This window comes from Nocardia sp. NPDC019219 (genome assembly GCF_040632645.1).
Taxonomy (GTDB): Bacteria; Actinomycetota; Actinomycetes; order Mycobacteriales; family Mycobacteriaceae; genus Nocardia; species Nocardia sputorum.
Map to the genome: position 1 here is coordinate 136,036 of NZ_JBEYCG010000016.1, position 19,159 is coordinate 155,194.

Here is a 19,159-nt window from a genome sequence, read left to right on the forward strand (position 1 = left end):
GCGGGGGCGTCAGTCCGTCCGGCCGACGTTCAGCGTGCTGAGCAGCCCGGACAACGCCAGCTCCATATCGGCGGCCTCGATGCGCCGCAGCACCGCCTCATCGATATCGGTCAGGTCCAGCGATTCGTCGTTGGCCAAGCGGAATTCGCGCTCCTCCTCGGCCGCCTCGATCACGTTGCGGACGAACCGCCCGTTGCCCGCGAGGTCGACACCGCGGCGCGGCTGACCGCTCTGATCTGTGCTCTGCATCGCGTACAGGCGCTCACAGGCACGGACCAGCTGCTCGAGCGCGCCTTCGGACAGGTCCGAGTCGCGCTTGCGGGCGATGACCTGGCCGATCTGTCCCAGTTCCCCTGGGGTGTAGGAGGGGAACTGCAACCGCTTCGAGAAGCGCGACGCCAGACCGTCGTTGGCGGCGAGCAGCCGGTCGATCTCGCCGTCGTAGCCCGCGATGATCACGACGAGCCGATCGCGGTCGTTCTCCATGCGCGCCAGCAGCGTGTCCACCGCCTCGCGGCCGAACGCGTCGCCGCCTTGCAGGCCGGTCTGGATCAGCGTGTACGCCTCGTCGATGAACAGCACGCCGTCCATGGCGGTGTCGATCAGCTTCTCGGTCTTGATCGCGGTGCCGCCGAGGTTCTGGCTGACGAAGTCCACGCGCTTGGCCTCGACCACCTTGTCGGTCTTCAACAGGCCCACGCCGCAATAGATCTTCGCGACCACCCGGGCGATGGTCGTCTTGCCGGTGCCGGGCGGCCCGGTGAAGGCCAGGTGCTGGCCGCGCGGTTGGCTCGCCAACCCCTTCTCGGCCCGGATCTTCGCCAGCTGCGCCGACGACTGGAGCTTGGCCACCTGGGTTTTCACCGACGCCAGGCCGATCTGCGCGTCCAGCTCGGCACGGGCCTCGACCAGGATCTTCTTCGCCCGGTCCTGGCTCTCGGCCTGCTCCATCTGCTCCATCGACGGCGAGGACGCCGGATCCCACTTGTCGGTCCGCGCATCGATCACCTCGCGGCTGGTGACGGTGATCCGGTAGGTGCGGTCGCGCATCGCGGCCGCGTTCGCCTCGAAATCCGGCGCCTGCGAATACACCTTCTCGAACAGCGCCTGGGCTTCCTCCTCGTTGCCCGATTCCCGCAGGCACAGACCGCGGCAGAACATCGCGGTGGACCGGGCCGCCGGGATCGGGCCCGCCTCGGCCTGCTGCATCCGCCGGATCGCCTCGCCGAACAAGCCGAGCTGGGCACACGCGGTGCCCACCATCACGTGCGCGCCCGCCGCCAGGTACGGATCCTCCCAGTCCGCCGACCCCGCGAGCACCGCCATCACATCGGGCCAGCGCTGGGTGTTGTAGTGCAGTACGCCACGGACATACGCGCAGACGCGGTTGTCGATCTCGGCCTCGGGATTGCTCAGCTGACCGACGCGGAACGTGTCGAGCTCGTCGAGCACCCGCTCGGCCTCGTCGTACTCCTTGTCGGCGATCAGCTGCGCCGCCCAGGCCAGCGTGATCTCGGTGTGGTTGGCCAACGGGTAGTCGATGTACAAGCCCGGCAGGAACCGGCCCGCGAGTTCCCGCGGACGCAGACCGAGCCTGCGTTGCTCGCGATAGAGCGTGCTCGTACTGGTCTTGTACAGATTGAACAGAACGTCCTTGGTCAGCTCGCCGGCGGCGGCGCGGCCGAGCCAGGCGTCGCACATCGTGGGGTCCCACTCCGTGGCGCGTTGAAAAGCCAGTTTCGCGTAGTCGAGATCACGCGCGGATTCTTGCCCCTCGATGGACAATCCGAGTGACAGGATTCCGGCATCGAATGCCCGTTGCGCTTGACGGTTGCCGGTCATTGCTGTCGAACCCCGAAATCTTCTTTTCTCGTAGTAGAGACGTTCATCTGGATACCAGACTACCGATCGCGCGGGGCCCGGTGCGTCCGTTACATTAGGTTCAGCTGCCGGGAGGTCGCAACGCAAGAGTCGTCTATGTGTGAGAGTGCTTGACGAGTGGTGAAGTCGTTCACTCAGGACGTGTTCCAGCAAATATTATCGATGCGTGAATCGTTGTTCCGGATGAGGGCGGGGGAAGGTTGCCGTTGATCGAGTCGGCGAGCGGAACACGTGCCACCGAGCCCGTATTGAGCCGGGTTTCGGTCATCGGTGGAAACACTCAGGTCGATGTCGGATTGCCGGCCACCGTGCCGATCGCCACCTTCATCGGCGATCTGGTGGCGCTGATCGAATCGCGCAACCCGGAGCGGGCCGACGCCGAGGAGGAGTCGGCGCCGCTGGACGCGCGGCACTGGACGCTGGCCCGGCTCGGCCGGGAGGCGATCGCGCCGAGCCGCACCCTCACCGAGGCCGAGGTCTACGACGGCGAGCTGCTGGTGTTGCGGTCGGTCGCGGCGAAGGAATCGCCCGCGCTGTTCGACGACGTCATCGACGCGGTATCGCGTTTGACCGCAGAGGAATTCCGCAGCTGGTCCGGCGTGGCCGCCCGCTGGATGGGCCTGGTCGTCTCGGCGCTGACCGTGCTGGTCGCGCTGGCGGTACTGGTGGTCTCGCGCGGAAACGGCGATCCGCTCGCGCCCGCGTTCGCCCTGCTCGGCACGGGCATCGCGGCCTTCACCGCGGCGGGCATCGCGACGCACCGGTACACCGACACGGTGACCGCGACCTGGTTGTCGCTGGACGGCCTGCTGCTGCTGTTCGGCGGCGCCGCACTGCTGGTGCCGGGGACGCTGGGCAGTGCCCATCTGCTGCTCGGTAGTTCGGTGCTGCTGGTCGCGGCGCTGGTGGGTTATCGGATCACCGGTGCGGGCGCGACGCTGTTCTCTTGTGCCGCAGCGCTGGCCGTCATCGCGGGTCTCGCGGCGGCGGTCTACCTGGTGTGGCATCCGGGCCTGCCGAAGCTGGCGGCCGGTCTGCTGGTGGCGGGCATCGCGATCATCTCGGCGGTGCCGCGGCTGGCGGCCGTGCTCGCGCGGCTGCCGATTCCGCCGGTTCCCACCGCGGGCGGCGCGATCGACCCGGCCGACCACGAACCGCGACCGACCATCGAGGGCATCGGCGCCATCGGCGCCAGCGCGCTGCCCTCGGCCGCCGGGCTCGGGGTCCGGGCTCGCACGGCCAACCAGTTCCAGTCCGGTCTGATCGCGGCGTGCACCGCCGGCGCGGTCGTCGGCGCGTTCGGCGTGGCCGACCCGCTGGGTTCCGCGCGGTGGCAGGGCAGCGCCCTGGCGGTCGTGACCGCGATCATCCTCGCACTGCGCGGCCGCTCGTTCGCCGACCTCACCCAGGCCGCGACGATGATCGCGGGCGGGTGCCTGGCTTCCCTCGCGCTGACCGTCGGTTTCGCCTTGGGCGACGCGGATCACACCCTGTTCGCGGCGGGCCTCCTGCTCGCGTTCGCGACCGGCGTGGTCGGCTTCGGCGTCATCGGTCCGCACATCGAAGTCACCCCGGTGACCAGGCGGCTGATCGAGATCTTCGAGTACCTGCTGATCGTTTCGGTGATCCCCCTGGTGCTGTGGGTGATGGACATCTATTCGATGGCCCGGAACATATGATTCGCAGCGCCTTCCGCCGAAGTGTCCTGCGGATGGTCTGCGCCGCAACGGTGATGGGCGCCGGACTCGCGGTGCCATGGCCGAGCGCGCAAGCGATTTCCCCGCCGGGGATCGATCCCGGCGCACTCGGCGCCGCACAAGGCTTGAGTGCGCGCCCCGCGCCGCTGGAACCGACCGAACAGCGCGCCGTCTGCGCCGAACCCCTGCTCACCGGCGCTGCGCCCAGCGAGCCCCCGATGGCGCAACGGGTGCTGGATCTACCGTCGGCGTGGCAGTTCAGCCGCGGCGCCGGACAGAAGGTGGCCGTCATCGACACGGGGGTGAATCCACACCCGCGGCTGCGTTCCCTGCAACCGGGTGGCGATTTCGTCTCCGACAGCGACGGAACGGTCGACTGCGACGGTCACGGCACCTTGGTGGCCGGAATCATCGCGGCCCGGCCGAGTCCGGGCGACGCCTTCGCCGGCGTCGCGCCCGACGCGGACCTGCTCACCATCCGGCAGCTGAGTCTGGCCTACGAGCCGAAGGACCGCAACGGCCGGGGCGACCCGCCGGGCAAGATCAGCAGCGACGGCTACGGCAGCGTGCTCACGCTGGCGGCGGCCGTCGTCCGCGCGGTCGACCTCGGCGCCACCGTCATCAATATCTCCGAAGTCGCCTGTACCGCAGCAGGTTCGGATACGGCCGACGCCTCGCTCGGCGCGGCGGTGAAGTACGCCTACGACCGCAACGTCGTGGTGGTCGCCGCCGCGGGCAACCTGCAGCCCGACGGCGCGTGCTCGAAACAGAACGAGGGCTCCGGGTGGAACTCGGTGGCCACTATCGCCAGCCCCGCCTGGTTCACGCCCTACGTGCTCTCGGTGGGCTCGGTGGACTCGACGGGCCAGGTGTCGGAGCTGTCGCTGCACGGCCCGTGGGTGGCCGTGGCGGCGATCGGCCGCAACATCGTGTCGCTGGACAGCAAACCCGGCGCCACCGGACTGGTCGACGGCGTCCAGACCACCGACGGGATCAGGTCCGTGGAGGGCACCAGCTTCGCGGCGCCCTACGTCGCCGGGCTGGCCGCGCTGGTGCGGGCCCGCTTCCCGGAACTCACCGCGCAGCAGGTGATGGACCGCATCATCCGCACCGCGCACGGACCCGGCACCGGACGCGACGACCGGATCGGGCACGGCCTGATCGATCCGCTCGCCGCGCTGACCGCGCAACTGCCGGAGAAACCCGTGAGCGCGGGCGCCGACACCGCGCGAGCCGTTGCCGCGCCGGTGTTTCCGCCCGGCCCGGACCCACGGCCGCGCCGGGTCGCCGTGATCGGCTCCATCGTGTGCCTGTCCTGCCTCGCCATCGGACTCGCGCTGGCGATCCCGTTCCGCCGGACCAGGCAGGACCTGAACGCCGAATTCGATCCGTAGCGCGGGCGACGTATCGACCGCTCGTCGCCGACCGAACGAAGGAATCATGGCTACCGAAGGCTTTGTGCGCCGCCCCCGCATCGCACCGCCCCGGGCACCCGGCGGCGAGGTGGCGCTGACCGCTCCACCGGAGATCGCCCGCGCGCTGCCCGCGCCGCTGATGATGAAGCTGATGCCGATCGTCATGGTGGTCGCCGTGGTCGGCATGATCGCGATGATGGCGATGATGGGCCGCAACCTGCTGGCCAATCCGTTCATGATGATGTTCCCGATGATGATGCTCATGTCTATGGTCGGCATGATGGCGGGCTACCGCGGCGGAGGGCCCAAACGCGCGGTCGAACTCAACGAGGAACGCAAGGACTACTTCCGCTACCTCGACCAGGTCCGCAAAGAGGTGCGCCGCACCGGCGGCAAGCAACTGGAGACGCTCCGGTGGAGTCATCCGGAGCCCGCCGACCTGACCTCCCTGATCGGGACGAGGCGGATGTGGGAGCGCAGACCCAACGATCCCGACTTCGGCCACGTGCGCGTCGGAGTCGGCAGCCACCGGCTGGCCACCAAACTGGCCCGCCCGGAGACCGGGCCGCTCGAGGACCTGGAGCCGGTGTCCACCGTGGCCCTGCGCCGTTTCGTGCGCACCCATTCGGTGGTGCACCGCTTGCCGACCGCCGTGTCGCTGCGCGCGTTCCCCGCGATCAACATCAGCGGTCCGGCCGAGGACGCGCGCATGCTGGTGCGGGCGATGCTGATGGAACTGGCCGCCTTCCACGGGCCCGACCATCTCGCCATCGCGATCGTCTGTTCGGACCCCGACGGCCCCGCCTGGTCCTGGGCGAAATGGCTACCGCAGCTGCAACATCCGACGCAGCGCGACGGCATGGGCTCGGCGCGGATGATGTACCACTCGCTCGGCGAGCTGGAGACGGCGCTGGCGGCCGAGCTGCTCGAGCGCGGCCGGTTCATGCGCAACCCCCAGCCGACCCAGGGGCGGCTGCACCTCGTGGTCGTCATCGATGACGGCTACGTCAGCGGCAGCGAACGACTGGTCAGCGAATCGGGCCTGGATTCGGTGACCGTGCTCGACCTCACCGCGCCCGAGGGCGGGCTCGCCGCGCGCCGCGGGCTGCAGTTGGTCGCCGCCGACGGCGAGGTGGCCGCGCGCAGTGCGGCCGGAGTGGAGAAGTTCGCCGCCGCCGACGAGGTGAGCACGGCCGAGGCCGAGTCCTTCGCCCGCTCGCTGGCCAGATACCGGCTCGCGACGGCGGCGCAGATCGTCAGTCTCGGTGAGGGGACCACGACCGACCCGGGACTGATGGCGCTGCTGAAGATCCCGGACGCGGCCCAGATCGATCCGGCGCGGGTGTGGCGGCCGCGCACCGGCCGGGAGCGGCTGCGGGTGCCGATCGGCATCACCCCCGACGGCACCCCGGTGGAGATCGACATCAAGGAATCGGCGGAGAACGGCATGGGCCCGCACGGCCTGTGCATCGGCGCCACCGGCTCCGGAAAGTCCGAATTCCTGCGCACTCTCGTGCTTTCGCTGGTCACGACGCATTCGCCGGACGCGCTGAACCTGGTGCTCGTCGACTTCAAGGGCGGCGCGACGTTCCTCGGTCTCGACTCGCTGCCGCACGTCGCCGCGGTGATCACCAACCTGGAAGAGGAACTGTCGCTGGTCGACCGCATGAAGGACGCGCTCGCCGGCGAGATGAACCGCCGCCAGGAGCTGCTGCGTTCGGCGGGCAATTACGCCAACGTCACCGACTACGAGAAGGCGCGTGCCGCGGGCGTGCCGCTCGATCCGCTGCCCGCGCTGTTCATCGTGGTCGACGAGTTCTCCGAACTGCTCTCGCAGAAGCCGGATTTCGCGGAGTTGTTCGTGATGATCGGCCGCCTGGGCCGATCACTGCACGTGCACCTGCTGCTGGCCTCGCAGCGCCTGGAGGAGAACAAGCTGCGCGGGCTGGAATCGCATCTGTCCTACCGGATCGGCCTGCGCACGTTCTCGGCCAACGAATCACGCGCGGTGCTCGGCATCACCGACGCCTACCACCTGCCGAGCGTGCCCGGGTCCGGCTATCTGAAAAGCGATGCGTCGGATCCGCTGCGGTTCAACGCCAGTTACGTCTCCGGGCCCTACGTCGCGCCGCAGGGGACGGTGACGGACGACGGCAGCCCGGTCTCCGGACATCGGCCCGCGCTGTTCACCGCCGCGCCGGTGGAACTGCCCGAGCCGATCGAGGACGAAGAGCACCCCACGGCGCCGTCGAACCCCTTGCTGGAACTGCCGCCGCCACCGTCGGCGGTCGGCGGCGCGCCGGGCGCCGACGAGGGCATCCCCGACACGCTGCTGGACGTGGTCGTCAAGCGGCTCACCGGGCACGGCCGCCCGGCGCACGAGGTGTGGTTGCCGCCGCTGGACGAATCCCCGACGGTGGACATGCTGCTGCCGGACCCCGACTGGCGCTCGCCGGTCAACCGGCACGGCCAGTTGTGGATGCCGATCGGCGTCATCGACAAGCCCTACGAGCAGCGCCGCGACGTGCTCACCATCAATCTGGCCGGCGCCCAGGGCAACGTCGCGGTGGTCGGCGGCCCGCAATCGGGCAAGTCGACCACGTTGCGCACCATCATCATCGCGACCGCGGCCACGCACACCCCCGACCAGGCGCAGTTCTACTGCCTGGACTTCGGTGGCGGAAGCATGGCGGGCCTGTCCGGCGTGCCGCACGTGGGTTCGGTGGCCGGCCGCCTCGACGGTGACCGGGTGCGCCGCACCGTCGCCGAGCTCACCACGCTGATGCGGCAGCGCGAGGAGCGGTTCGCCGCACTGGGCATCGAGTCGATGGCCGAGTTCCGGCGCCGCAAGTTCGGCTCCGACCGGCGTGTCGCGGACGGCGCGGCCGGGACCGCCGATCCGCTTGCGGACGACAAGTTCGGCGACGTCTTCCTGGTGATCGACGGCTGGGCCGCGATCCGCGAAGAATTCGACATGCTGGAACCACAGATCAACGCCATCGCGGCGCAGGGTCTGTCGTTCGGCATCCACCTGATGATCGGCGCCTCGCGCTGGGCGGAGATCCGTCCGGTCGTCAAGGACCAGATCGGCACCCGCATCGAGCTGCGGCTCGGCGATCCGTCGGACTCGGAGATGGGCAGGCGCACCGCGCACCAGGTCCCGGTCGGTCGCCCCGGCCGCGGTCTGACCCGGGACCAGCTGCACATGCTGATCGCCCTGCCGCGCCTGGACTCCGACTCCGATGCGGGCAGCCTGGCCGACGGCGTCGGGCAGGCGCGGGCCGGACTCGAACAGCAGTACCCGGACCGTCGCGCGCCGGAAGTGCGCATGCTGCCGCTGCGTTTCGGCAGGGACGAGCTGATGTCCTCGGCGAAGGCGCAGGGCATCGAGCTCGGCCCCACCCGCGTCGTGGTCGGACTCGGTGAGTCCGAATTGCAGCCGCTGGTGCTGGATTTCGGCGTGGAACCGCACTTCATGGCCTTCGCGGACGTGGAGTGCGGCAAGACCACCCTGCTGCGCAACATCGTGCTGGGGGTCGTCGAACAGTCGACCACCGAGCAGGCCAGGATCATCATGGTCGACTACCGCCGGACCATGCTCGGCGTGGTCGAGGGCGACCACCTGGCCGGGTACTCCACGTCGTCACAGACCTGCGGTCCGATGATCCAGGAGGTGGCCGGGTATCTGGCCAAACGGATTCCCGGTTCCGACATCACCCCGCAGCAACTGCGCGAACGTAGTTGGTGGAGCGGCCCGGAGATCTACATCGTGGTCGACGACTACGACATGGTCGCCACCGGCGCGGGCATGAATCCGTTCGCGCCACTGCTGGAATACCTGCCGCAGGCCCGCGACATCGGCATGCATTTCGTGGTCACGCGCCGCAGCGGCGGTGTGTCCCGCGCGCTGTACGACCCGATCCTGGGCACCATGAAGAACCTGTCGGTGGAGACGTTGATCATGAGCGGGTCGCGCGACGAGGGCAAGCTGATCGGCGACGTGCGGCCGAGCAAGTTGCCGCCCGGGCGCGGAACCCTGGTCTCGCGCAGCAGGGGTATCGAGATGGTGCACATCGCGCACTTGCCGCCCATCTGACCGGCGCGCCGGGCACTCGCGCAGGACGTGCCGCACTGTGCCCGGCCCGCGTCTTCGTCCGACGTCCTCTCGGTAGTGGTCGTCGGAACGGATCATCGTGTCGCGCCGGACTCCCGGGCCGTTCACGTGTCGCCGCTGTGGCGTTCCGATCAGTTGTTCGGCGGTGGTGGGCGCAAGAGCGCCGCAGCGGCCGGGCGACCGACGGCCGGAACTGTCACGGGCAACGCGGAATCCCAGCTGTCGGCCCTCCGCTCGAACAGCGCGCGCGACGGTCCCAGCGCCAGCGGCCCCGCGATCCGCACCAACCGGAACCCCGCGGAACGGTAGTAGTCGTGCAGGCCGGTATTGGTGGTCCAGGCGTCGAGCCGCACCCAGGCGCGTCTGTGCGAGCGGGCGAGCATTCCCGCGTGCGCGAGCATGTGGTGGCCCACGCGCTGCCCGGCGAAGCGCAGGTCGACGATCATGAAATGGACGATCACCGCGCCCTCGAGTTCCCACCGCGACCACAGACCGGCATCGGCGCGGTCGTTGACCGTGATGGTTCCCGCGGGCTCGCCCGCCACTTCGGCGATCCAGGTCTCGCCCGCGTCCAGCGAGCGTCCGACGCCGCGGGCGAAGATCTCGATCGGCAGCCCGCGTCCGGCGACCGTCCACTGGTCGGAGCCGCGCGCGGTGAGCCACGCCGTGCGCTGCACGCGCAGGCGGCAGATCATGCCGAGATCTCCGATTGTCGCCTGGCGCAGCGCGATGGTCATGGGCTAGGCCGAACCGGACCCGGGCGAACCGGCGAGCGTGCTCCGGATGACCGCGGTGCCCTCGGCGTCGCCGAGTTCGTAGGCGAGCCGATTCCCGGTGGCGAGGGAACGATGCCGCGTGGCACGGGTGACTCGCTCGTGGGTGGCCCCGATACGCAGATGGTCGAGCAGGATGGTGCCCGCGGTGACGCCGAGCACCAGGGCTTCCTCGGCGGTGGCCGGCCGTGCGACGAGCGTGTCGCGGTGCGCGGTCTCGGCGTGTCCCCGGTCGGCGAGGCGGCGGGTGGTGCCCTCCGGAATGTCGTGCGGGGAGTCGATTCCGGTGGCCTCGGCCAGATCCCGGGGATAGAAGCTGACCTCCCAGGACCACGGTTCGTGGTCGAGGTACTGGACCACGGTCCTGGCCAGGACCCAGGAATCCGGCGGTACACCCAGCCATGACGCGACGTCGGGGCCTGCGGGCTCCATCTTCGCGCTGAACTCCTTCGACGGCTCCCGGTTCGCGGCCCGCGCGATCTCCTCGAAGATGTCGTGCGGGGTCTGCGGCCGGTCGGGGCGGATAGAGTCGGTCACCACGGATTCCAGAACTTCTTGGTTTCGAACGATGGTTCCGCGGGAAGTAGCTGTATAGACCAAATTTTCGGTCACCAGCACCTGGATCGCGTTGCGCGCGGTGGTTATCGAGACCTGCATCTGATCGGCAAGCTCGGAATGACTGGGCAGTCGATCGCCCGGTTTCCACTTTGCTGCGCGGATCTCCTCGCGGAGGAGGTCTGCGATCCGGTGATAAGTCGGACCGTCCGGCATCTTGCTCCTCGGTTGGTCATGCAGGTAACGAAGTGTACTCTTCGTGACTCCATACGGCCGGTTAACGCTTGACAGGTGCCTTCAGAGGTTTATTGTAATGAAGTCCTGATCCGGTGTTGTGCGGCGATGACGGCGAGGCAACGTGGCAGGTTCGGATACAACGGTCGTAATGGCCCTCCCTGGCACACCGCGGTGTGTCGATCCTTCGGTGCGCTCTTCGGCGCCGGGGTTACTTCCCACGTCCGACCTATTGGTTCGGGCGTGTCGCGGGCACCGGGTGGTCGGTGGCCCGCTGTTGTGGTTCGCACGTGATCTGGCAGTGCTACATGAGCGCCGCCTGGTCGGCCGCGGTGGATCGGTGGACACCTCCGTGGCGGTGGTCCGCGAAATCGAGCGTCGCAGAGTCGAATTGGTGATGGCCATCGACGACTGGGTGATGCGCAGTGTGCCGCAGCATCGGCTCGGCGCCACCTTGCACACCGAAACGGTGGGTGCGGTCATCGATCGCCTCGCCGAGTCGTCGGTGCGCGCGCACCACGCGTTGATGACTCTGAACGCGCACGACGAGCTGCTGCACAACGCGTGGCATCATCTCGCCGAACTCGCGGACGCCTACGACGATCTCGTGCGCGACGTCATGGCCGGCAGGCGGCGCCTGCCCGAGTGGTGAGCGGCTGATCCGTTCGCTCCCTTGCCCGCCGGGCCACTGCCCGGCGGGTGTCAGGGGCGGTAACGACGGTGATCGGTGGCGAAATCGTCCGCGACGGTCGCGGCCAGCTCGACATAGGCCCGCTTGGTCTGCTTGTGCAGCCGATGCAGATCGATCTCGGCGCCTTCGGACATGTGCGGGTCGAACGGGATGATGTGCACCGCGCGGCACCGGGACAGGAAGTACTCCCGCAGTTGCTGGATACCGACATTCGGTGATCCGGCTCGCGGGGAGTTGATCACCACCACCGCGTTGCGGACCAAGTGGTCATGGCCGTGCAGCGACAACCAGTCCAAAGTCGCTGCGGCGCTGCGGGCTCCATCGATCGCGGGGGAGGAGATCAACACCAGCGAATGCGCTAGGTCCAGCACACCCGCCATCGCCGAATGCATGAGCCCGGTGCCGCAGTCGGTGAGGATGATGTTGTAGAACCGCTGCAGGATCCGGGCGACCGCGCGGTACTCGTCTTCGCTGAACGCCTCCGACGCGGCCGGATCACGTTCGCTGGCCAGCACTTCCAGGCGGCTGGTCGCCTGCGAGGTGTGCCTGCGCACATCCGAATAGCGCTGGATCGTGGAATCGAGGAGCAGGTCGCGCACGGTGGAGCGGGTCTGCAACGGCACCCGCTGCGACAGCGTGCCGAAGTCGGGATTGGCGTCGACGGCGATCACCCGGTCGCCGCGGATGGAGGCGAAGGTGGAGCCGAGACCCATTGTGGTGGTGGTCTTCCCGACACCACCCTTGAGCGAGAGCACCGCGATCCGGTAGTCACCGCGCACGGGCTGCCTGATCCGCGCGACCAGTTCTTGCAACCTGCGTTCCTCGGCGGACATGCCGGGGTTGATCGCGCCGCCGGACACGTGGTGCACCGCCTTGCGCCACCCGGATCCCGCCGGTGCCTTCTTGGCCCGGCGCAGTGGCACATTGTCCAGCGAAGGGTGCTGGAACTGCGCGCCCGGATGTTGCGCGGGCGGCTGGGCGTAGTCGGGCGAAGGCTGCTGGAACTGGATGCCCGGCGGCTGGGCGTAGCCGGGGGGAGCGCTCCACTGCGGAGCGGGTTGCCCCGTGCCTTGATGTTCGGCGGGATACGGCGGCGGCGCGGAATGCGGTGGCACCGGGATCGATTCGGGCGCGGCGGACGGTGCGGCGGCATTGCGCCACTGGTCGGCGGATGCCTGCGGAGCGGGACCGGGTGTCTGGACTCCAGCGAAATGTGTTGCATGGCCGGTGTTCATGCCGCTCGCGGCATCGGGACCGGGCTGCGGGCCGCCCGCGTTGTAGGCCGGATCCGGCCCTTGCGGGGGGACCGGCTGTTGATCGAGATCCGGCGCTTGTTCGACCGGCGCCTGCGGAGCCGACGGGGCGTTCGGGTCGGCGGAGAGCCGATGCCGTCCACCGGCGGAGCGCGCCGACGCAGCGCCTGCCTCATGCGCGCTGGTCCAGCCAGGCGCCGGGATCCCGGCATCTTGTTGCGCGCGCGTCGCGTCCACCGATCCAGCCGACTGCGCGGCGGACTCCGGTGCAGGGACTGCGGTAGGCGCAGCCCCGGTCGCGAAGACGGTGTGGGGCGCGGGCGGTACTAGGGCGCCACCCTGTTCACGGTGCGGACCGGACGCGGCGGTCGGTTCGACAGGGCCGTGGTCCACGGGCCGCGGGTGCGCCGCCAGTAGGTGATCGGCGGGGACGCCGGGTTCCGGCGTCGAGTGGGTGGGCGCTCGATCGGCCTGCGCGGCGGTGTCCTGCGGCGCGGGCTGGACCGGACGACCGGTTTGCGACGGTGCGGTGTGTCCGAGCCAGGGCGGCGGACCATCCGCACCGCGCGTCGGCGGACGGTGCTCGTCGTGTGCCGGTACTGGAACGACACCACTCTGCGGCCGCTCATGCGGCGCGGGCGGGTCGGGCAGCGGCGGCAGTCGGCGGGGCGCGTCCGTCGCGGGCACCTCGGCTTGCTCGGACCGCGGTGCGGCGAGCCAGGGCGGCGGACCATCGGAACTCACCGCGGTGGAATCGGGCGCGCCAGCCTGCGCCGCCGACGCCTGATGGCCGCCGTCCGGTTTCAGGTCGACTTCGCCCGCAGTGGTGCCGGTCGTGGCCGACGGTTGGTGGTGGCCGTGGGGTGTCGGGTGGGCGTCGCCTGGAGCAGTGGTGCCGGTCGTGGCCGACGGTTGGTGGTGGCCGTGGGGTGTCGGGTGGGCGTCGCCTGGAGGGGTGGTGCCGGTCGTGGCCGACGGTTGGTGGTGGCCGTGGGGTGTCGGGTGGGCGTCGCCTGGAGGGGTGGTGCCGGTCGTCGTCGACGCTTGATGGTCGCCGTGGGGTGGCGTGCCGCCATCGATCGGTGTTGTGCCGCTGCTCGTGTCTATCGCCGACGCTGCCGAATGGTCGGCGCGGGTGGCATCAGGCGAGGGCGTGGTGCCGCTCGTTCCTGCGGCCGGGCCACCTGCCGACGTGGTCGGCTGCTGGACCGGCGCCGCGTCAGGGCTCGGCGCGGCGGCGGTGGTCCCGCCGTGCGGTTGCTCCGCCGAGTTCACGCCGCTGGGCGACGTTGCGGACGGCGTGGCTCGGTGGCTTCCGGCCTGCCCGAACGCGTCCGCTTCCTCGGACGCCGAGCTCCCCTCGCCGGACGTGGATGTGGGTTCGCCGAATCGCCGGGTCTGCTCGTCGGCAGGGAAGTCGGGCCGCCCGCGGCTCGGGTCCGCCGCATCTTGCTCTATCCGAGGGTCGGACGCCTGCCACCCCGTGTGCTCGGCCGCGGCCGGTGCCCCAGCCGCCGGTCCGCCGCCGGATGCCGCGCGAGTCGCGACCGGCGATGCGGGATGCGTGCCGGTCGGCAGCCGACCGCCTTGCCCCGCGATGTGCTCCGGGCCGGTGTCCGGAATCTCGGCCGACGTGCCGCCGGTCGGCGCCCCAGCTGAGCCCGGGCGGGTGGTCGGGATCGCCTGGTCGCTGCCGGGTAGCGGCGCGAATTGCGCACCCGGCGTCGAGTGTTCGCTCTGCCATGCCGCGTGGGTCGGGCCGGGTGGCGGAGTTGCCGGGTCGCCGGACGCGTCGGCGCTGGCCGGACCTGCCGGGCGGTCGCCGGTGGGCCACGTTTGATTCGGGCCGGCGGGCGACAACCCGCGCGACCCGCTACCGAGGTGAGCTGTCTCGTCTCCGGCCGGGGCCGGAGCCGCCGGTGCAGCGGCCTGGCCGGGTGCCGGCGGGGCCGGCCAGTGGTTCGGGAGCACCGCCGACAGCGCGGCGTCGAGCCGGGGATTGCCGGTGGACGGCCAACCGCCGTGCTGCGGTCCGGCCGGAGGGCGGCCGCCCGCTGCCGGGCCGGGTGTGCTCTCGCCGCGTGGCGGCCGGACGTGCTCGCCGCCCGGCGCTGGAGCGGGCCGCTCGTCGGCCTGTTGCCGGGGCGGCGGTGGCGGGAGATCCGGCCTGCCGGCTTGCCGGTCGTTCGGGGCGGCCTGGTCCGCGGACCTGCTGCCCAGGGGCTGGAAACCGGGTGAGGGCTGCGACGGGTTGCGGGTGGGCAGACCGTGCTGCGGAGTGCTGTGGTGCTGAGGCGGCGCTTGCCACGGGCTGCCCTGCGCCGGGGCGGGCCGGTCGTAGCCGGGTTGCTGCTGCCAGGACTCGCCTGCGAACGGGCCGGGCGCGGGCTCGTCCGGACCGGGCGCGGGCGCACGGTTCGCCACGTTCTGCCGCTGTTCCTCGTCGGAGGGCCCGTCGTGCTTGTCGCGGCGCCAGCCTTTGCGGCGCTTCTCCGGGCGCGCGGCCTCCGGCCGTTCCGCCTCTGGCGCTCGGTTCTTGAAACGGCCGCGCCTGCGGTTGGGGGTGTCCTCGATGAGTTCGTCGTGCGGGAGGTTCTGTACCGGCGCCTCGTAGCCGCTCTGGCCGACATCGCTCTCCGACAGCCACGGCGGCAGCATGGGCAGGCCGTCATTGCTACGGCTCACGACTCCGCCTCGCTGCCGCTCGGCGTGTCGTCGATCCGCTCGCTGTGCTCAGCCACGACTGCCCTCGCTGCCGCTCGGCTCGGTCGTGACCAGGAGTGCTCTGCCGGTGACTCGCTCGCTACGCTTACTCACGGCCTCGCCTCCCTGCCGCTCGCTTCGACCCGACCGAGGAGCGCCTCCGCCGGTGCCTCGCTCGCTGCGCCGGCTCACGCGTCCCCCTCGATCCGTTCGACCCAAATACCTGGACAGCGGCCAGTTTACGCGACAACCAGGGGCCGTCGCGGCACAGCGTCCGATGCCCGCCACGGCTGGGAAGTCGGCTGCGAAACGCCTGGCGACACGGGTATACAGGGAGGCATTTTTGCCCGAAGCGGAACGGATCGGTAAGCTGGAGCGGCGGTGCACCTACGCGCCGCCTGTTTGTGTGCGAGCGGTCCGCTCCGGCGGCCGATCCATCCGAACAGAACCAGGCAAACAAACCAGGTTGAGCGTAACCGGGATCGCGGAGGACATGGCGAAGAAAGACGGGGCCATCGAGGTCGAGGGTCGAGTTGTCGAACCGCTGCCCAATGCGATGTTCCGGATCGAGCTCGAGAACGGGCACAAGGTTCTCGCGCACATCAGCGGGAAGATGCGGCAGCACTACATTCGCATCCTCCCCGAGGACCGTGTGGTCGTCGAGCTCTCGCCCTACGACCTGTCGCGTGGCCGGATCGTATACCGCTACAAGTGATCGCGCCCGCCGCGATCGGGTCGGTGCGCACCGGCAGTCCCGGCGCGAGCCGGGGCCGAGTCGAAAGACTCACCTCAGAGCTTCCCCAGTCGCCGACTGGGGAAAAACTGTGTTCACACCCCTGTGAACCACAACAGATTGGACGGACGTGAAGGTTCAGCCGAGCGTCAAGAAGATCTGCGAGAAGTGCAAGGTGATCCGCCGTCACGGCCGGGTCATGGTGATCTGCGACAACCTGCGCCACAAGCAGCGCCAGGGCTGAGCGAAGGCGAGGGCGACCTCGTCCCACCCGCCCGAGGCTTGCCGAAGGCGCCGCTCGACGCGACACCAGCCAAGCACCGAACCGCAGTTCGGATTGGCAAGAAGAACTCCCAGCACCAGCCGCACGCTGCGGAAATCAGGGTTCGCCCTGGGGCGTGTGCGCCTACCACCGGTTCGGAGGCCGGTGCCCCACCACGACGAGGGGACGGACAGGGAGCAGACCTCCGCAACGATTAAGGAAACTGCCAGATGGCACGTCTCATGGGCGTCGACCTCCCGCGCGAGAAGCGCATGGAGATCGCACTGACCTACATTTTCGGCATTGGCCGTACCCGCTCCAAGGAGATCCTCGAGGCCACCGGCGTCAGCCCGGACCTGCGTTCGAAGGATCTCAGCGACGACGATCTGACGAAGCTGCGTGACTACATCGAGGCTTCGGAGTTCAAGGTCGAGGGTGACCTGCGCCGCGAGGTGCAGGCCGATATTCGCCGCAAGATCGAGATCGGCTGCTACCAGGGTCTGCGCCACCGTCGTGGCCTGCCCGTGCGTGGCCAGCGCACCAAGACCAACGCGCGCACCCGCAAGGGCCCGAAGCGCACCGTCGCCGGCAAGAAGAAGTAGGGATAACCGATGCCTCCGAAGAGTCGGGCCGCGGGCCCGAAGAAGACCCAGAAGTCGCGTCGCAGGGACAAGAAGAACGTCCCGCACGGCAACGCGCACATCAAGAGCACGTTCAACAACACGATCGTGTCGATCACCGACCCGAACGGCAACGTCATCTCCTGGGCGTCGTCGGGTCACGTCGGCTTCAAGGGCTCGCGCAAGTCGACCCCGTTCGCCGCGCAGCTCGCCGCCGAGAACGCCGCCCGCAAGGCGCAGGAACACGGCGTCAAGAAGGTCGACGTGTTCGTGAAGGGCCCCGGTTCGGGCCGCGAGACCGCGATCCGCTCGCTGCAGGCCGCCGGCCTCGAGGTGGGCACGATCTCCGATGTCACCCCGCAGCCGCACAACGGCTGCCGTCCGCCCAAGCGGCGTCGCGTCTAGCGGGAAAGGAATAACGAACAATGGCTCGTTACACAGGCCCTATCACCCGCAAGTCGCGTCGTCTGCGCGTCGACCTCGTCGGCGGCGACCAGGCGTTCGAGCGTCGCCCCTACCCGCCCGGCCAGCACGGCCGCGCGCGGATCAAGGAGAGCGAGTACCTGCTCCAGCTGCAGGAGAAGCAGAAGGCCCGCTTCTCCTACGGCGTCATGGAGAAGCAGTTCCGCCGGTACTACGAAGAGGCCAACCGCCTCAAGGGCAAGACCGGTGACAACCTGCTGCGTCTGCTCGAGACCCGCCTGGACAACGTCGTGTACCGCGCCGGTCTGGCGCGTACCCGCCGGCAGGCTCGCCAGCTGGTCTCGCACGGCCACTTCCTGGTGAACAACAAGAAGGTCGACGTTCCCAGCTTCCAGGTCACCCAGTACGACATCATCGATGTCAAGGAGAAGTCGCTGGGCACCCTGCCGTTCCAGGTGGCCCGCGAGACCCTCGGCGACCGTCCGGTCCCCGGCTGGCTCCAGGTGATCCCGGGCCGGCTGCGGATCCTGGTCCACCAGTTGCCGGAGCGCGCCCAGATCGATGTGCCGCTGCAGGAACAGCTGATCGTCGAGTACTACTCGAAGTAACACGGCACACGTGCTGCTGGTGCGTGGTCGCTCTGGATTGGGCGGCCACGCACAACCCCTGAGACGAGGCGTCAAATAGCGGGCGCCCAAAAAGGAGGATGATCCCCATGCTGATTTCACAGCGTCCGACGCTGACCGAAGAGGTCGTCGCGGAGAACCGCTCGAAGTTCACCATCGAACCGCTCGAGCCGGGCTTCGGTTACACCCTCGGCAACTCGCTGCGGCGTACCCTGCTGTCCTCGATTCCGGGGGCGGCGGTCACCAGCATCCGCATCGACGGTGTCCTGCACGAGTTCACCACCGTCCCGGGCGTGAAGGAAGATGTCACCGACATCATCCTGAACCTCAAGGGCCTGGTCGTGTCCTCGGAGGAGGACGAGCCGGTCACGATGTACGTGCGCAAGCAGGGCCCGGGCACCGTCACCGCCGGTGACATCGTCCCGCCCAGCGGCGTCGTGGTGCACAACCCGGACATGCACATCGCGACCCTGAACGACAAGGGCAAGCTGGAGATCGAGCTCGTCGTCGAGCGCGGTCGCGGCTACGTCCCCGCCGTGCAGAACAAGGCGTCCGGCGCGGAAATCGGGCGGATCCCGGTGGATTCGATCTACTCGCCGGTGCTCAAGGTGACCTACAAGGTCGAGGCCACCCGTGTCGAGCAGCGCACCGACTTCGACCGGCTCATCCTGGACGTGGAGACCAAGAACTCCATCAGCGCGCGGGACGCGCTCGCCTCGGCGGGCAAGACCCTGGTCGAGCTCTTCGGCCTGGCCCGCGAGCTGAACGTCGAAGCCGAGGGCATCGAGATCGGCCCCTCGCCGGCCGAGGCGGACCACATCGCCTCGTTCGGCCTGCCGATCGAGGACCTGGACCTCACCGTCCGGTCCTACAACTGCCTCAAGCGCGAGGGTGTGCACACCGTCGGCGAGCTGGTCGCCCGCACCGAGTCGGATCTGCTGGATATTCGGAACTTCGGCCAGAAGTCCATCGACGAGGTCAAGGTCAAGCTGCACGCGCTCGGCCTCTCGCTGAAGGACAGCCCGGCGTCGTTCGATCCGTCCAGCGTGGTGGGCTACGACGCGAGCACCGGCACGTGGAGCGACAGCGGCACGTTCAGTGACACCGATGGCGGCGAGCAGGACTACGCCGAGACCGAACAGCTCTAGGCCGCCGGGGTAGGCGCCCCGGTCCCGGCCT

Annotated in this window: 14 protein-coding genes; 10 read left to right on the forward strand and 4 right to left on the reverse strand. The window is 69.4% G+C overall.

Annotated elements, in window-relative coordinates:
- Positions 1 to 9 precede the first annotated feature (9 nt).
- Positions 10 to 1,842 (reverse strand): type VII secretion AAA-ATPase EccA, encoded by a 1,833-nt coding sequence (gene eccA, locus ABZ552_RS26380; protein WP_281875519.1) that lies wholly within the window; start codon positions 1,840 to 1,842, stop codon positions 10 to 12.
- 245 nt (positions 1,843 to 2,087) lie between these two features.
- Between eccA and eccD the strand changes: the two genes are divergently transcribed.
- The 3 genes from eccD to eccCa are packed head-to-tail and all read left to right on the forward strand — an operon-like array spanning position 2,088 to position 9,089.
- Positions 2,088 to 3,560 (forward strand): type VII secretion integral membrane protein EccD, encoded by a 1,473-nt coding sequence (gene eccD / locus ABZ552_RS26385; protein ID WP_357440436.1) that lies wholly within the window; start codon positions 2,088 to 2,090, stop codon positions 3,558 to 3,560.
- A gap of 32 nt (positions 3,561 to 3,592) precedes the next feature.
- The gene (gene mycP / locus ABZ552_RS26390) at positions 3,593 to 4,972 is read left to right on the forward strand and encodes a type VII secretion-associated serine protease mycosin (RefSeq protein WP_357440439.1); all 1,380 of its coding nucleotides are present in this window, start codon (positions 3,593 to 3,595) and stop codon (positions 4,970 to 4,972) included.
- A 46-nt stretch (positions 4,973 to 5,018) separates the two neighbouring features.
- A complete protein-coding gene (gene eccCa, locus ABZ552_RS26395) occupies positions 5,019 to 9,089 on the forward strand; it encodes a type VII secretion protein EccCa (protein WP_357440442.1) in 4,071 nt (1,356 codons plus the stop codon).
- A gap of 149 nt (positions 9,090 to 9,238) precedes the next feature.
- Here eccCa and ABZ552_RS26400 read toward each other — a convergent pair whose 3' ends face one another.
- Positions 9,239 to 9,844, reverse strand: coding sequence for a GNAT family N-acetyltransferase (locus tag ABZ552_RS26400; protein ID WP_281875511.1), 606 nt, complete (start codon positions 9,842 to 9,844; stop codon positions 9,239 to 9,241).
- 3 nt (positions 9,845 to 9,847) lie between these two features.
- Positions 9,848 to 10,651 carry a GntR family transcriptional regulator gene (locus ABZ552_RS26405; RefSeq protein ID WP_281916645.1) on the reverse strand — a complete coding sequence of 268 codons (804 nt, stop codon included), beginning with the start codon at positions 10,649 to 10,651 and terminating at the stop codon, positions 9,848 to 9,850.
- 358 nt (positions 10,652 to 11,009) lie between these two features.
- Between ABZ552_RS26405 and ABZ552_RS26410 the strand changes: the two genes are divergently transcribed.
- Entirely contained in the window at positions 11,010 to 11,321 is a 312-nt protein-coding gene (locus ABZ552_RS26410) for a DUF4254 domain-containing protein (protein WP_281875507.1), read from the forward strand.
- 50 nt (positions 11,322 to 11,371) lie between these two features.
- Here ABZ552_RS26410 and ABZ552_RS26415 read toward each other — a convergent pair whose 3' ends face one another.
- Entirely contained in the window at positions 11,372 to 12,850 is a 1,479-nt protein-coding gene (locus tag ABZ552_RS26415) for an AAA family ATPase (protein WP_357440510.1), read from the reverse strand.
- A 2,959-nt stretch (positions 12,851 to 15,809) separates the two neighbouring features.
- Between ABZ552_RS26415 and infA the strand changes: the two genes are divergently transcribed.
- The 6 genes from infA (at position 15,810) to ABZ552_RS26445 (ending at position 19,128) form a co-directional block, all read left to right on the forward strand.
- A complete protein-coding gene (infA, locus tag ABZ552_RS26420; RefSeq protein WP_003418601.1) occupies positions 15,810 to 16,031 on the forward strand; it encodes a translation initiation factor IF-1 in 222 nt (73 codons plus the stop codon).
- 148 nt (positions 16,032 to 16,179) lie between these two features.
- A complete protein-coding gene (gene rpmJ / locus ABZ552_RS26425) occupies positions 16,180 to 16,293 on the forward strand; it encodes a 50S ribosomal protein L36 (protein WP_011207363.1) in 114 nt (37 codons plus the stop codon).
- A gap of 248 nt (positions 16,294 to 16,541) precedes the next feature.
- Complete coding sequence (rpsM, locus tag ABZ552_RS26430) at positions 16,542 to 16,913, forward strand: 30S ribosomal protein S13 (protein WP_039795645.1); 372 nt, start codon at positions 16,542 to 16,544, stop codon at positions 16,911 to 16,913.
- A gap of 9 nt (positions 16,914 to 16,922) precedes the next feature.
- On the forward strand, positions 16,923 to 17,336 hold the full coding sequence (gene rpsK, locus ABZ552_RS26435; RefSeq protein ID WP_039795647.1) for a 30S ribosomal protein S11: 414 nt from the start codon (positions 16,923 to 16,925) through the stop codon (positions 17,334 to 17,336).
- A gap of 20 nt (positions 17,337 to 17,356) precedes the next feature.
- Positions 17,357 to 17,962, forward strand: a complete 606-nt coding sequence (rpsD, locus tag ABZ552_RS26440) for a 30S ribosomal protein S4 (RefSeq protein ID WP_063021328.1) — start codon at positions 17,357 to 17,359, stop codon at positions 17,960 to 17,962.
- A 107-nt stretch (positions 17,963 to 18,069) separates the two neighbouring features.
- Positions 18,070 to 19,128, forward strand: a complete 1,059-nt coding sequence (locus ABZ552_RS26445) for a DNA-directed RNA polymerase subunit alpha (protein WP_039796155.1) — start codon at positions 18,070 to 18,072, stop codon at positions 19,126 to 19,128.
- The last annotated feature ends 31 nt before the right edge of the window (positions 19,129 to 19,159 follow it).

Bases quoted from the DNA above. Each gene is read 5' to 3' on its own strand.
- rpsD (WP_063021328.1), top strand. From the start codon at position 17,357: ATGGCTCGTTACACAGGCCCTATCACCCGCAAGTCGCGTCGTCTGCGC.
- infA (WP_003418601.1), top strand. From the start codon at position 15,810: ATGGCGAAGAAAGACGGGGCCATCGAGGTCGAGGGTCGAGTTGTCGAA.
- eccA (WP_281875519.1), bottom strand. From the start codon at position 1,842: ATGACCGGCAACCGTCAAGCGCAACGGGCATTCGATGCCGGAATCCTG.
- eccCa (WP_357440442.1), top strand. From the start codon at position 5,019: ATGGCTACCGAAGGCTTTGTGCGCCGCCCCCGCATCGCACCGCCCCGG.
- mycP (WP_357440439.1), top strand. From the start codon at position 3,593: ATGGTCTGCGCCGCAACGGTGATGGGCGCCGGACTCGCGGTGCCATGG.
- rpsM (WP_039795645.1), top strand. From the start codon at position 16,542: ATGGCACGTCTCATGGGCGTCGACCTCCCGCGCGAGAAGCGCATGGAG.
- ABZ552_RS26400 (WP_281875511.1), bottom strand. From the start codon at position 9,844: ATGACCATCGCGCTGCGCCAGGCGACAATCGGAGATCTCGGCATGATC.
- ABZ552_RS26405 (WP_281916645.1), bottom strand. From the start codon at position 10,651: ATGCCGGACGGTCCGACTTATCACCGGATCGCAGACCTCCTCCGCGAG.
- ABZ552_RS26445 (WP_039796155.1), top strand. From the start codon at position 18,070: ATGCTGATTTCACAGCGTCCGACGCTGACCGAAGAGGTCGTCGCGGAG.
- rpsK (WP_039795647.1), top strand. From the start codon at position 16,923: ATGCCTCCGAAGAGTCGGGCCGCGGGCCCGAAGAAGACCCAGAAGTCG.